Origin of the sequence: Tissierella praeacuta, from assembly GCF_040396155.1 — a bacterium.
Classification (GTDB): domain Bacteria; phylum Bacillota; class Clostridia; order Tissierellales; family Tissierellaceae; genus Tissierella; species Tissierella praeacuta_A.
In genome coordinates, this window is sequence record NZ_JBEBOY010000001.1 from 102,413 (window position 1) to 115,052 (window position 12,640).

Genomic DNA, 12,640 nt, shown 5'->3' on the forward strand with positions numbered 1-12,640 from the left:
TTATTTATTTCTTTTCATATTGTTTCTCTCAATTAATTTTTTGTTTATATAGTCATATCCATTTGGTCTATGTGGTATAAGGCAGTTGGAGCAATCCTTAACACCATAATTTTCTATATGATTTCCACCACATTCCTCCATAAGATATAATGGACAATAGCAAAACATACAGTTAAATTCTTCTTCATTTTCCACCCTATGACATGGAAAATAATCACAAGCTGTGTTCCTATAAAACCTATATGAATTCTCCATTTATTTTCCCCCTTTAGATTTCTCCCTAATAATTTTTTCTATTAAGTTCAAATCATTGATTCCTTTTTCATCTTCTCTGCCTATTACTATTGGGACTACACCTAATTCATTACAGGCTTGCAATTTCTCTAGGGTACCGCCTTTATCTCCACTATCCTTCATAACACAATATTTAGCCCCATACTCCTCAAACATAACTTTATTATATTCTTTAGAAAATGGACCTAATACTGCTATTATATCTTTCATTTGTACATTATACTTTTTACATTCCTCTATACTTTCCATGGCTGGAAGTATTCTATAGATAAATCTATTATTACCTCGTATTTTCTCAAAATCTCCAATATTTTTAGAACCAGTAGTAAAAAATACTGTTCCAAAAATTTTTAATAGGTAATCATAAACTTCCTCATAACTATTTACATAAACAATCTTTCCCTCTAAAGATGTCCTGCCCCTCATATATCTAATATAATATATTTCCAGATTCTTTGCTACTTTTTTCGCATTTTCTGATACTATCTTAGCATATGGATGGGTCAAATCCACTATTAAGGAAATTTTATTTTCCTTACAAAATAATATCATATCATCATAATCCATTCTACCAACTATTACCCTATTGGTATTTACAAACTCTTTTCCTCCATCTGTGGCTATGGTAAGGATATAATTATTTAAATCCTTTATTCTATCTACTATTTCCCTAGCCTCACTGGTGCCTCCTATTATCCAAATCATTTTATCTTATATCCCCTTGGTGTAATAATCTTATTATCCTTTATATATGAATTTGAATTTCCTATAATGACTACAGATAACATATCTACCTTTTCATAGTCTATATTATCTAAAGTGGTGATAGTTATTTCTCTGCCTTCTCTACCTGAATTTTTAACTATACCTACTGGAGTATTGCCTTTCCTATGATTTAAAATTATATTTACCGCTTTCTCTAAATGAGTTTTCCTCCCTTTTGACTTAGGATTGTATATGGCAATAACAAAATCTGCCTCTGCTGATTTTTCTAATCTATTTTCTATTACTTCCCAGGGAGTTAATAAATCAGATAGACTAATGGAGGAGTAATCATGCATAATAGGTGAACCTAGTTCTGATGCTGCAGAAAATGAAGCAGTTACTCCCGGTATTATTTCAACTTCTATATCTTCTGCCAACTCAAGAATTGGTCCAGCCATGCCATAAAGTCCTGCATCTCCTGTACTTACTATTGCAGTATCTTTTCCATTTCTAACCATATCTATGGCTGTTTTACACCTTTCTAGTTCCCCCTTCATCCCCGTAGAAAATAATTCTTTTCCCTCTACTAAATCTCCAAGATATTCAATATATGGTGTATATCCTACTATTATATCACTAGATTTAATTGCCTCTACTGCTTTATAGGTCATATGCTCTCTACCACCTGGACCTATTCCTATTACATATAATTTAGCCATTTTTTATCTCCTTTGATATTGATATTGTAATACCTTCGTGTTTAGATTTATTTACAATTAATTTTCCCCCAAGTAAATATGCAGAAGGTTCCGATACAGAATAAACTCCTATTTTCTCTTTGACAAATTGAGACCTACTAAACTTATCTTCCACTTGCCTTATTTCATCTATAGTAAATATTTTCATTGGACAATTAAAATGTCTTGCCGAATCTATAATTCCCTTTTCATCTTTTTTTACTTCAATTGTACCAATCGCCTTTATACTCTTATTAGATAAATTCTCCTTATGAAGAACTTCTTCTATGGCTTCTATAATTCGTATCTTTTCTACTCCCTTTCTACACCCTACTCCAATATTAATATTCCTTGGTCTTAAATATGTAACTGGTATATTTATATTTAGAGATTTGCTAATCTCTGAACTAACAATAATCATTCCTTCTATCTTAGGATTTATATAATCTAAATTTTCCAATACCATAAGATTAGAATAATCTATTGTTTTTTTATCCTCTGAATAAAATCCTATGTTTCTCCCATTTACCATCATAGCTGTTATCTTTTTTACTGATTCCATATCTTCTAAATAATAATCATTCCTCTTTGCAAATAAATCTATAGCTTCTATTTTTCTATTATCTGAAGCTGTTGTAATAACTGGAGTTGCATTTATCTTTTCTCCCAGCCATTGTGATAATTCATTCGCCCCTCCCAAATGACCTGATAATAAAGATATGGAAAATTTTCCGCAATCATCTATAACTACAACAGCTGGATCTGTTATTTTATCTTTAATATATGGATTTATCATTCTTACTGCTATTCCAGTTGATGATATAAACACTAAACCATCATATTCTTTCCAAATATAATCTAATAAGGATTTTATGCCTCCTTCTATCTCCTTATTAACATAATGAGTTATTATATACTCCTTATTCTCTTCATTTAGACTTTTTAGCCTATCACCTATTAATTTCCCTTTATCTGTAAATGATAGACAGGCTATTTTCATTTTGATGCACTCCTAAATTTATGGGTGAAACTAGGGTCATATAACTTTGACCTTTCATATTCTCCTTCTATAAAATCCCCTACTAAAATTTGTGCCATTTTATTAATTCCTTCTTCTTTTACCTTTTTTTCTATATCTTTAAGGGTCCCATATATTATCTTTTCATCTTCCCATGTGGCCTTATATACTATAGCCACTGGTACATCATCTCTTCCATAACCTTTTATCAATTTTTCTACTACTCTATTTATTTCTTGCACCGATAAAAATATTGCCATGGAGGCTTTATGCTTAGCCAAAGATTCTAGATCTTCTTCCTCTGGTACTGGAGTACGTCCCTCTATTCTAGTTAGAATTATGGTCTGACTTACATCTGGAAGTGTAAACTCCTTCTTTATAGATGAACACGCTGCAGTAAATGAGCTAACCCCAGGAACTACCTCATATGTAATACCTTTACTATCTAACAAATCCATCTGTTCCCTTATGGCTCCATATATTGTAGGATCCCCTGTATGTAATCTAACTACTTTTAAACTATCTTTTACTGCCATATCCATTACTTCAATAACTTCTTCCAATGTCATTGAAGCTGAATTATATATTTTAGCCTCTCCTTTGCAAAATTCCAAATGTTCCTTAGCCACCAATGAACCTGCATATATAACTACATCCGCCTCTTCCAAAAGTTTCCTGCCTTTAATTGTGATTAAATCCACATTTCCTGGTCCTGCTCCTACAAAGCTAATCAACGTCTTTCACTCCTTTTACTATAAATATTGGATTTTGTCCCTTTAAAAGTCCTATTTTATCCATAATAGATGTTTGGACCAATTGGACTTCAATATCACTATAACTATATTTATTTAATAATTCAATAAACTGATTCAAATTTTTCAATGTTATAAAATTCCCGCATAATATTCCCTTGTTTTCTAAATTCTCTTTGAGATATAAAAATATCTCTTCTAATTTTCCACCTGAACCACCTATGAAACATTTATTAAATTTTTCATTAGGAAGATTATCTGGAGCCTCTCCATTTATTATATTAATCTCTACATTAAATTTATTAGAATTATCTTTAATTAATTTTATGCCTTCCTTTTCCCTCTCAATCGCCCAAGTCTTAGCTCCATGGGAAGCTGCTTCTATGGATATGGAGCCTGTACCTGCTCCTATGTCTAGAAATCTATCTCCTTCTTCTATGGCCAAATATCCCATAGTTAATATCCTAATATTGAATTTAGTCATAGGAAGATTTCCTCTTATGAAATCTTCATCTTTAATCCATTTCATTTTCAACTACCACCACTCCAAGGGATGAAATATCTTCTATTTCTTCTCCAATATTTTTTATAATTATCTTCTCATCATCATAGGATAAATTAAATCCTGCATAAATCTTTCCTTTAATATTTAATCTATGTAATTCTCTTGATATTTTATTAGGTGAATTGTCCTTATCTATTAATAATATACTAAGTCTATTTAATTTAATACTCTCTAGACCTTCATCTCTTCCATGGAGAGATATGAAATTTGCATTTTGCCATGACTTTTGAAGCTTTCCCATCATATATTGAAAGGAAGATAATCCAGGTAATACTTCCTTTATTTCTAATCCCTTTTTCTTTAAATAATCTACTATACCAAAAAAATTTGGATCTCCCGAAGCAAGTAATAATAGTTCCTTTCCCATATCTATGTATTTCATTATTTCTTCTACTTTATTTACCTCTATAATATCATCTCTAATTGATTTAAGAGAATTTGCTACTCTACCAAAGGCTAATATATTCTTTGCACTTTCTATTCTCATCTTTACATCAAAAGTCAAATACCTTGGATTTCCAGGTCCTATCCCAGCTACAATCAGCATATATCCACACCTCTTTCCATAGAGTAAATAATTACCTTTACTTTATAGTTCTCATCCTTTAAATATTTTCGTATCCTATCTTCAGCTCCTTTTTCCATATGCCTTACAACTTCTCCATAACCAGCATCTATACAAATATTTAAACCTTCTTCAGCTGTAACAGCATTATTTACATTATTAAGTAATTCCATTGGTGCCCCCATAAAGGCCAAATAGTATATAAAAGCTTCCATTCTGCCATCACATACTTTGCTATGAGTATTGAATACACCTATGGATAGTTTGGAAAACTTACCTATATGACCTATTAAAGTTATGGATTTAAAGCCTTTATTATAAACATATAATAAACTATCACCTAAAAAATTCGACACCTTTACTTTTGGCTCTTTTCTCCCTAATTCTTCTGCTAATTTTTCCCCATAGTTTCCAGGCACTAAAACAATATTAGATTTTCCATGGTTTTCTTCTACCATATCTATCTCCATATATATAGTCTTTATAAGAGCCTCTTCTGACATTGGATATACTATACCTTTGGTACCTATAATGGATATCCCGCCTTCAATACCAATATTCTTATTAAAAGTTTTTTTCCCAATTTCCTCTCCTTGAGGTGCAAATATTAAAATATCATATCCATTATTTGAAACTTCTTTTATTTCCTTTTCTATCATTTGCCTTGGTACTGGATTTATGGCGGCTTCACCTACTTTACCAAACAATCCTTTTCTACTTATTCTTCCTATCCCCTGTCCACCTTCTATAAGAACTTGTCCATCATTTCTTTTGGAAACAGCAGCATATATTTCTATTCCATCTGTATTATCAGGGTCATCTCCTGCATCCTTTACAATGGAACATATAACTCTATCCTCTTCAATAGATGAATTATTTACTTCAAGTTTTAACCTTATATTTGCTGGTGTATCTATTTCAACATATTTTATTATCTTACCTGTTTCAAGCATAATAGCAGCTGCTTTAGCCGCTCCTGCTGCACAACTGCCTGTAGTATATCCGCATCTTAATCTTTTTCCTTCTTTTATTACATATAAATCTAGGCTCATCTACCTACCACCATCATATATAATAAGGCATTGATTATTGAAGCAGCTACATTACTGCCTCCCTTATTGCCTACTGTAGATACAGATGGTATATTAAACTCCCTTAAATATTCCTTAGACTCAGCAGCTCCAACAAATCCTACAGGAACTCCCACTATAAATCTTGGATTAACCTTACCTTCCTTAACTAATTCCAGTATCCTAAATAACGCTGTAGGAGCATTGCCTATTACAAATATATCAATACCTTCCTCTACAGCCAAATCCACTGCACAAGCTGATCTTGTGGTATCAAGCTTTTTAGATAGAGTAAATACTCTTTCATCATCTATAAAACATCTCAATTCACAACCAGCCTTTGCCAATGCAGGTTTGTTAATTCCAGTATATGCCATTTTAGTATCAGTAAATATAATCTTTTTTTCTGAAATAGCTTTTTTAGCTTCCTTCATAAAATCATTTTTAAATACAATTATATTTCTATAATCAAAGTCCCCAGTTGTATGAATCATTCTCTTTGCCACTACTTTTTCCTCTTCTGAAAAATTAGTATCTCCCATGACTTCATCTATAATATCCATACTCTTATTTTCTATTTCCATCGGATTTTTAATATACATTTCTATCCCTCCCTTTTTATACTTTCTACCCTATCTAACAAATAATTAAAACTTTCTATATTTCCAAGGAAATTAATATGTTGATAATATGCCAACACATTTTTATAAATATATCCACATTGCCATTTTTTATCATTATTCATTGGTTTAGTAATATTAAATGCCGGCTCATCCTCTATATCTATTATGGAACGATGATATTCATTCCCTGTAATTACACTACCTTGTTTTCCTAATATTGTATCTTTATTTAATAAAATGTTTACATATCCAAATCTTTGTAATCTTCCTGTCATCGAAGCATTACCTTTAAACATATCACACATTGAATAATTTTCTATGGAGGATACTAGATACATAAACCCCCCTGCTTCAGCTATAATATATTTTCCAGCCATGGCATTTTCTCTTATAGAATTAAGCATCTCTATATTTGACGATAATACCTCCTTATACAACTCTGGATAACCTCCACCAATATATATAATATCAGCCTGCGGAACTTCTTTATCTCTAAGTGGTGAGAAATATTTTACTTTACATATATTCTCCATTAATTTTATATTTTCATTATAATAAAAATTAAAGGCCTCATCATAGGCTATAGCAATATGAATATTCCTTTTTTCTGGATATTCATACGGAAAGACTTCTATTGAATTAGCTAATTCTAATATTTTATCTATGTTTATTGTCTTTTCTATAGCTTTAGCTACATTAGATATTAATTCCTCACAATCATTATTTTCACAGGCCTGCATCAATCCTAGATATCTAGATTCAACTTCTAGGGATATATCTTGGGGAAGATATCCTAATACCTTGATATCCACATATTCCTCAATTTTTTCTTTTAATAATAAAAATATTTCCTTGCTAACTTTATTTAATATAATGCCTTTTATCTTTGAGCCCGGAAATTCTACCATTCCTTTAATCTTAGGAATAGCAGAAAACATTTCCCCCTGAGGCCTATATACTAGTATCGCAGGAATATCTAGTTCTTTGGATATATGAAAACTTGAATTCTCATAAGTATTATATATTCCATCAAAATATCCCATAACACCTTCTATAATACCATATTCTCCATTATTCATAGACAGGGATTCTTTTATACCAATTTTACCCATTAAATGCATATCCAAATTCCCCGCTCTTTTTCCAGATGCTATTTCTAAATATTTAGTATCAATAAAGTCTGGTCCTGTTTTAAAGGCAGAAATATCTAATCCTCTATCTCTAATGGCTCTAATTATTCCAAGTGTAATGGTCGTCTTTCCCGTATTACTTGATGGAGCCGTTATCATTATGCTCTTCATCTATACGCTCTCCAGTTCTTTGAAAATTTTTATAAGCTTTATATTATTTTCCCTGCTCTTTATAGCCACTCGAATATGGTTTTCTTTTAGTCCTGCAAAACTAGAACATTTTCTTATGACTATCCCTCTCTTTAAAAAGAATTTAAATACAAATTCTTCATCCCATTTTAAAAGTTTAATCAATATATAATTGGTTTCTGTACGATATACCTTTATATTAGAAAGTTTTGATAATTCTTGGTGAATGTACTTTCTTTCATCCTCTATATATCCCTTACTCTCTTCTATATAATCTCTATCATCAAATATAAAATTACCTGCTGCTTCCGCAAATGAATTTACACTCCAAGGTAATTCTACATTATTTATCATATTTGCCAATACTTTAGATGTACATCCATATCCTAATCTAATACCAGGTAATGCAAAAAATTTTGTAGCAGCCCTTATAATTCCTAAATTCTCATAATTTGTTTGTCTAAATAGCTCTATACTATCATAGTCAATAGGACAAAACTCAAAAAAAGCTTCATCCAGTAATAAATGCGCCTCTGCTTTTTCAATCATATTATATATCATTATAAGCTCTATTTTATCTATTCTAAGACCTGTAGGATTATTGGGATTACCAAGTATTAGCAAATCACCTTTCTCTATTCTATTTCCTATTTCTAAAATATCTATAGTAAAATCATCATTATATGGAACTCTGATTACTTCTTTTCCATGTATGAGACCCCTTTTTTCATACTCCAAAAAAGAAGGTGTGCAAACTATTACCCTATTAGCTAAAATTATAAAATTATCTATTAATTCTACGGCACCATTACCAACTATTACATTATTTTCATCACAATTTAAATAATTGGATATGGAATTTTTTAGATTTCTATATTTAATATCCGGATATGCTTCCAGATTTTCAAAACTATCTATTAGTACCTTATTTAACCCATTCGGCGGCCCCAGTGGATTTATATTACTGCTATAATCTATTAATTCTCCCTTATAATAATCTTTATAAGATAATAAGTCTCCTCCATGTTCCATTTCTTCACCTTCTTTATATCATTTTATAATATTAATTTCAATATTTTATATAATTATATATTAATTTTTTCTAGCTATAATCAATGATATGTAGTCCCTATCATTTAATATCTTTTCTTTGTCTATCAATATTTCCTGTTCCTCAAATGTTGCCCTTTTAATATATTTATAACTAAAATCATTGTCCTTCAGAGTATCTAATATATTTTCCTTTTCTTTTATTGTCTTTAATATAGCCATAGAATCTACATTATCTAATAATTCCCCATTAAATTCATCACATAATATAAAATTTTCTCCCTTTAAAGTTAGGGGAGTTTTACTTTCTCCAGCTGCAGCCACAAATGATGGGATACCTGATATTATTTCTATATCTATGTCTTTTCCTTCTAATTCTTCCATAATATATATAAATGTACTATAAATCATAGGATCCCCTATAGTAAGAAAAGAACCTGACTTCCCTTCAGATATTTTTTCTAATATGATTTCTGCAGCCTTCTTATAATCTTCCCTTGTAACATTTCCCATTGGGAAATCAATAAAGACTATTGGTTTATCTTTAATAAAATCCTTTGCAGTATCTACAGCCATATTTTTTCCTCTATTATTTGGAGTAAATATAACCGATGAATTCTCCATTGCTTTAACAGCTTTAAGAGTTAAGAGTTCTTTATCTCCTGGTCCTGTACCAATTCCATATAATTTCTTCATTAGTTCTCTCCTATTGTTTTCTCAAGATGTTCTAAAAATATATCTTGGATAATTTTATACTCACCAAGGCCTTTAAGGCTTACTTCTACTTCATAGCCCTCTTTTTCAAGTATTGATTTCCAAGAATCCTCATCATCAGATGCCATATCATTTTTTGCATGGTCTCCTGCCACTAACATAAATGGTTGAAGCTTAACTTTTTTAATATCCTTTTCTTTTAAATTCGATATAATATCATTGATTGTTTTACTTCCTTCAACAGTTCCAATAAACACATTTTTTAAACCTTTATCGTGATAAATGTTTTCTAAAACCTCATAAACCTTATCTGCCTCATGATCTGAACCATGTCCCATAAATACAATTGCCTCATTATTACCTAATTCATTAATCCCCATTCCCTCTACAATTTTTACATTATCTTCTCGCAAGCTTAATAGAGGCAATCCTACTCTTAAATTATATTTTGTAAGTTTCTCATATTCATGTCCTGGAATTATATGAAGAGGCTGAATATATATTTCCTCTATACCTTGAGCTTTCATTTCTTCTATGGCTTCACTAGGATTGAAAACATGAATACTGTCTCTTTTTTTCAAAGTATTAATAACCATCTGTGAAGTAAATGCCCTAAAAACTAAATAATCCTTATATTTTTCCTTTATTATATTTTCGATATTTTCGATACAAAGTTTTCGAGTATCTTCATGGGTTGTCCCGAAACTTGCTACTATTATTCCTCTTTTCATAGGTTCTCCTTTCGATTATATGTTATAAATTCCTCTTCATTCTTGAACAAAGGTATATCAAATTTTTCATGTATTCTAATTAGCCAAGGTTTTGACAAATATGCTTCATCTATTAGACTATCTTCTAGAAAAACCTCCTGTGGTTTTCCCTCTCCAATAATACTTCCCTTTCTAAGTATATAGATATAATCGCATATATCATATATCAAATCCATATCATGACTTGATATTATAATATTTTTATCTTTGCTAATTTCATTGATTATGCCCTTCATCTGCTTCGTCATATAAGGGTCAAGACCAGCTGTAGGTTCGTCTAATAAAAGCACCTTAGAATCCATTACCAATACTCCAGCAATGGCAATTCTCTTTTTCTGACCATAACTTAAAAAATGTATTGGTTTATCTTCTAAATCAAGACCATTAACCTTTTTAAGTGCTCTATCCACTTTTTCCTTTATTATATCCTCAGACATACCAATATTTCTCAAGGAAAATGCTATATCATCAAATACATTGGAATAAAATATTTGATGCTCAGGATTTTGAAATACAATATTCACTTGTTTTCTATACTCTCTTAAATAAGATTTCTTATATTTTATAGGAATATCATTGTATTTTATAGAACCCTTGCTTGGTCTAAGAATCCCCATAATATTTAAAAATAATGTAGACTTACCAGAACCATTAGCTCCAATAATACCTATTATCTTTCCCTTTGACATATCCATATTTATATTATTTAATGCCTTCGTTCCATCTTCATATTCATAATATAGATTTTCTATTTTTATCATTTAATCACCTAATTTAAAATCCCCATTATATAATTTACACTCCAAGGATATATTCATTTCCCTATGCTTTAAAAACACTCTAAGAAAGAGATTTCTAATTAATAGGGATATTGATTTTAATGTATTCTTATTGTTTTCATACCCAAATTTCATTGTTTGTGCTAAATAGATATTATTTGCTTCCTCAATGAATATAAATATACTTCTATAAATTAGTACCATTAATTCTATAAATAAACTAGGAGTTTTTATTTTTTTTAAAACTTTGATAATAGCTATTATTGGAGTAGTTAATATTAAAAAATATACAGATGTCAAAGATGATAATACTGTAGTAAATAATTTTGCTGCAATGGCTAAAGAATCTTTAGTTATGCCAATATATATGTTTCCAAGTTTAAAATAGTGAAGATAACTATTGCTGTTAATTGAAACCATTATTGCAATTAAACTAAGTATTAGAAAAGAAATGGGCAGAAGAAGCATTTTGAAATAGTTTTTAAGTGGCACCTTCGCTATGGCCACAACCAATACTACCATAATTATAATAGTTAATAAATCAAAATAATAATTATTGATTAGTCTTGGTAATACTATTCCTCCACAGGCAAAGATAATTTTCGCCTGTGGAGAATAGTCCTTTAACTTATTGGTGTATGCATATTTATCTATTAGCAACAACTTTTCGTCTTTCCTTTAATACACCGAAAATATATCCAATAAGACCTGCACCTATGGCAACTTGAAGAGAGAAAAGCAAACTCTCTATCTCACCACTTGGTGGTTCCCATAATGATTCAAACCATGGTTCATAATCAGGACTTATCTCTTGTATTAATCCTTCCGCCTCTCCATCTGCACCTTCAAACTCAGAATCTCTTTTTATGATTAATGGAGTGATTACGATTGCAATTATTAAAATTAATAAAATAATATTCTGTTTAAATAGATTCTTCAATTTTAAGCACTCCTTCCTTTCTATATTCCTGAATAAGATTAAATACCATTAAAGTTACTATACCTTCAACAATAGCTAGTGGTATTTGTGTAAGGGCAAATATAGATATAAATTTAGTAAGAGATGCCGTAAATCCTCCTGTGGCATCTGGGAATGCAAAGGAAAGTTGAATTGATGTAATTACATAAGTAGCCAAATCTCCTAATGCTGCTGCTAAGAAAACAGCTAGTCCTTTGTTTTTGCCTTCCTTACCTAAAGCCTTATAAATACCATAGGAAACAAGTGGTCCCACTACAGCCATTGAAAATGAATTTGCTCCTAGTGTAGTAAGTCCTCCATGTGCTAATAATAATGCTTGGAATAATAGTACAATAATTCCTATAACAGTCATAGTTGTTGGTCCAAATAATATTGCACCTAAGCCTACTCCTGTTGGGTGAGAGCAAGATCCAGTAACAGATGGAATCTTAAGAGCTGATAAAACAAAGGCAAATCCTCCTGCTAATCCTAAAAGCATTTTTTGATCTTGTCCTTGTTTTAGATTTTTACCTAATCTCTTAAATCCAATAATTAAAAATGGTAAAGTTAATGCTGCCCATACTAATGCCCATTTAAGAGGAAGAAAGCCTTCCATAATATGCATTGCATGTGCCATCTGTGGGGTTATAATTAAAACGAATAATGCAGCCCACATGAACAATTTCTTTTTCATAAAATCACCTCACATTTATTTTATAAA

At 30.6% G+C, this 12,640-nt stretch carries 17 protein-coding genes; all 17 read right to left on the minus strand.

Features of this window, described 5'->3' with window-relative positions:
• Genes ABWP20_RS00465 through ABWP20_RS00545 form a run of 17 tightly spaced genes read right to left on the minus strand, consistent with a single transcriptional unit; the run spans position 1 to position 12,613 of the window.
• Positions 1–255, minus strand: coding sequence for a cysteine-rich small domain-containing protein (locus tag ABWP20_RS00465; protein ID WP_353092643.1), 255 nt, complete (start codon positions 253–255; stop codon positions 1–3).
• Complete coding sequence (gene cobK / locus ABWP20_RS00470; protein ID WP_353092645.1) at positions 256–999, minus strand: precorrin-6A reductase; 744 nt, start codon at positions 997–999, stop codon at positions 256–258. It abuts the gene before it with no gap.
• On the minus strand, positions 996–1,718 hold the full coding sequence (gene cobJ, locus ABWP20_RS00475; RefSeq protein ID WP_353092647.1) for a precorrin-3B C(17)-methyltransferase: 723 nt from the start codon (positions 1,716–1,718) through the stop codon (positions 996–998). The genes cobK and cobJ overlap by 4 nt, the downstream gene beginning before the upstream one ends.
• Complete coding sequence (gene cbiG / locus ABWP20_RS00480) at positions 1,711–2,736, minus strand: cobalt-precorrin 5A hydrolase (RefSeq protein WP_353092649.1); 1,026 nt, start codon at positions 2,734–2,736, stop codon at positions 1,711–1,713. The genes cobJ and cbiG overlap by 8 nt, the downstream gene beginning before the upstream one ends.
• Positions 2,733–3,488 (minus strand): precorrin-4 C(11)-methyltransferase, encoded by a 756-nt coding sequence (gene cobM / locus ABWP20_RS00485; RefSeq protein WP_353092651.1) that lies wholly within the window; start codon positions 3,486–3,488, stop codon positions 2,733–2,735. The genes cbiG and cobM overlap by 4 nt, the downstream gene beginning before the upstream one ends.
• Entirely contained in the window at positions 3,481–4,035 is a 555-nt protein-coding gene (gene cbiT / locus ABWP20_RS00490) for a precorrin-6Y C5,15-methyltransferase (decarboxylating) subunit CbiT (RefSeq protein ID WP_353092653.1), read from the minus strand. Before cbiT ends, cobM begins: the two co-directional genes overlap by 8 nt.
• On the minus strand, positions 4,022–4,618 hold the full coding sequence (cbiE, locus tag ABWP20_RS00495) for a precorrin-6y C5,15-methyltransferase (decarboxylating) subunit CbiE (protein ID WP_353092654.1): 597 nt from the start codon (positions 4,616–4,618) through the stop codon (positions 4,022–4,024). Before cbiE ends, cbiT begins: the two co-directional genes overlap by 14 nt.
• Positions 4,612–5,688 carry a cobalt-precorrin-5B (C(1))-methyltransferase CbiD gene (cbiD, locus tag ABWP20_RS00500; RefSeq protein WP_353092656.1) on the minus strand — a complete coding sequence of 359 codons (1,077 nt, stop codon included), beginning with the start codon at positions 5,686–5,688 and terminating at the stop codon, positions 4,612–4,614. Before cbiD ends, cbiE begins: the two co-directional genes overlap by 7 nt.
• Positions 5,685–6,308, minus strand: a complete 624-nt coding sequence (locus tag ABWP20_RS00505; protein ID WP_353092658.1) for a precorrin-8X methylmutase — start codon at positions 6,306–6,308, stop codon at positions 5,685–5,687. The genes cbiD and ABWP20_RS00505 overlap by 4 nt, the downstream gene beginning before the upstream one ends.
• Before the next feature lie 2 nt (positions 6,309–6,310).
• On the minus strand, positions 6,311–7,630 hold the full coding sequence (locus ABWP20_RS00510; RefSeq protein WP_353092660.1) for a cobyrinic acid a,c-diamide synthase CobB: 1,320 nt from the start codon (positions 7,628–7,630) through the stop codon (positions 6,311–6,313).
• On the minus strand, positions 7,631–8,680 hold the full coding sequence (locus tag ABWP20_RS00515) for a pyridoxal phosphate-dependent aminotransferase (RefSeq protein WP_353092662.1): 1,050 nt from the start codon (positions 8,678–8,680) through the stop codon (positions 7,631–7,633).
• Between the two features lie 60 nt (positions 8,681–8,740).
• Positions 8,741–9,394: a precorrin-2 C(20)-methyltransferase gene (locus tag ABWP20_RS00520; protein WP_353092664.1), complete on the minus strand. Its 654-nt coding sequence runs from the start codon at positions 9,392–9,394 to the stop codon at positions 8,741–8,743.
• Positions 9,394–10,143 carry a sirohydrochlorin cobaltochelatase gene (locus tag ABWP20_RS00525; protein WP_353092666.1) on the minus strand — a complete coding sequence of 250 codons (750 nt, stop codon included), beginning with the start codon at positions 10,141–10,143 and terminating at the stop codon, positions 9,394–9,396. The genes ABWP20_RS00520 and ABWP20_RS00525 overlap by 1 nt, the downstream gene beginning before the upstream one ends.
• Positions 10,140–10,943, minus strand: a complete 804-nt coding sequence (locus ABWP20_RS00530; protein WP_353092668.1) for an energy-coupling factor ABC transporter ATP-binding protein — start codon at positions 10,941–10,943, stop codon at positions 10,140–10,142. The genes ABWP20_RS00525 and ABWP20_RS00530 overlap by 4 nt, the downstream gene beginning before the upstream one ends.
• Positions 10,944–11,624: a cobalt ECF transporter T component CbiQ gene (gene cbiQ / locus ABWP20_RS00535; RefSeq protein ID WP_353092670.1), complete on the minus strand. Its 681-nt coding sequence runs from the start codon at positions 11,622–11,624 to the stop codon at positions 10,944–10,946. It lies immediately after the preceding gene.
• On the minus strand, positions 11,608–11,901 hold the full coding sequence (locus ABWP20_RS00540; RefSeq protein ID WP_353092672.1) for an energy-coupling factor ABC transporter substrate-binding protein: 294 nt from the start codon (positions 11,899–11,901) through the stop codon (positions 11,608–11,610). The genes cbiQ and ABWP20_RS00540 overlap by 17 nt, the downstream gene beginning before the upstream one ends.
• Entirely contained in the window at positions 11,885–12,613 is a 729-nt protein-coding gene (locus tag ABWP20_RS00545; protein ID WP_353092674.1) for an energy-coupling factor ABC transporter permease, read from the minus strand. The genes ABWP20_RS00540 and ABWP20_RS00545 overlap by 17 nt, the downstream gene beginning before the upstream one ends.
• Positions 12,614–12,640: the final 27 nt, after the last annotated feature.

Bases quoted from the DNA above. Each gene is read 5' to 3' on its own strand.
- ABWP20_RS00465 (WP_353092643.1), bottom strand. From the start codon at position 255: ATGGAGAATTCATATAGGTTTTATAGGAACACAGCTTGTGATTATTTT.
- cbiT (WP_353092653.1), bottom strand. From the start codon at position 4,035: ATGAAATGGATTAAAGATGAAGATTTCATAAGAGGAAATCTTCCTATG.
- ABWP20_RS00545 (WP_353092674.1), bottom strand. From the start codon at position 12,613: ATGAAAAAGAAATTGTTCATGTGGGCTGCATTATTCGTTTTAATTATA.
- ABWP20_RS00525 (WP_353092666.1), bottom strand. From the start codon at position 10,143: ATGAAAAGAGGAATAATAGTAGCAAGTTTCGGGACAACCCATGAAGAT.
- cobJ (WP_353092647.1), bottom strand. From the start codon at position 1,718: ATGGCTAAATTATATGTAATAGGAATAGGTCCAGGTGGTAGAGAGCAT.
- ABWP20_RS00505 (WP_353092658.1), bottom strand. From the start codon at position 6,308: ATGTATATTAAAAATCCGATGGAAATAGAAAATAAGAGTATGGATATT.
- cbiE (WP_353092654.1), bottom strand. From the start codon at position 4,618: ATGCTGATTGTAGCTGGGATAGGACCTGGAAATCCAAGGTATTTGACT.
- ABWP20_RS00520 (WP_353092664.1), bottom strand. From the start codon at position 9,394: ATGAAGAAATTATATGGAATTGGTACAGGACCAGGAGATAAAGAACTC.
- cbiD (WP_353092656.1), bottom strand. From the start codon at position 5,688: ATGAGCCTAGATTTATATGTAATAAAAGAAGGAAAAAGATTAAGATGC.
- cobK (WP_353092645.1), bottom strand. From the start codon at position 999: ATGATTTGGATAATAGGAGGCACCAGTGAGGCTAGGGAAATAGTAGAT.
- ABWP20_RS00530 (WP_353092668.1), bottom strand. From the start codon at position 10,943: ATGATAAAAATAGAAAATCTATATTATGAATATGAAGATGGAACGAAG.
- cbiG (WP_353092649.1), bottom strand. From the start codon at position 2,736: ATGAAAATAGCCTGTCTATCATTTACAGATAAAGGGAAATTAATAGGT.
- ABWP20_RS00510 (WP_353092660.1), bottom strand. From the start codon at position 7,630: ATGAAGAGCATAATGATAACGGCTCCATCAAGTAATACGGGAAAGACG.
- ABWP20_RS00515 (WP_353092662.1), bottom strand. From the start codon at position 8,680: ATGGAACATGGAGGAGACTTATTATCTTATAAAGATTATTATAAGGGA.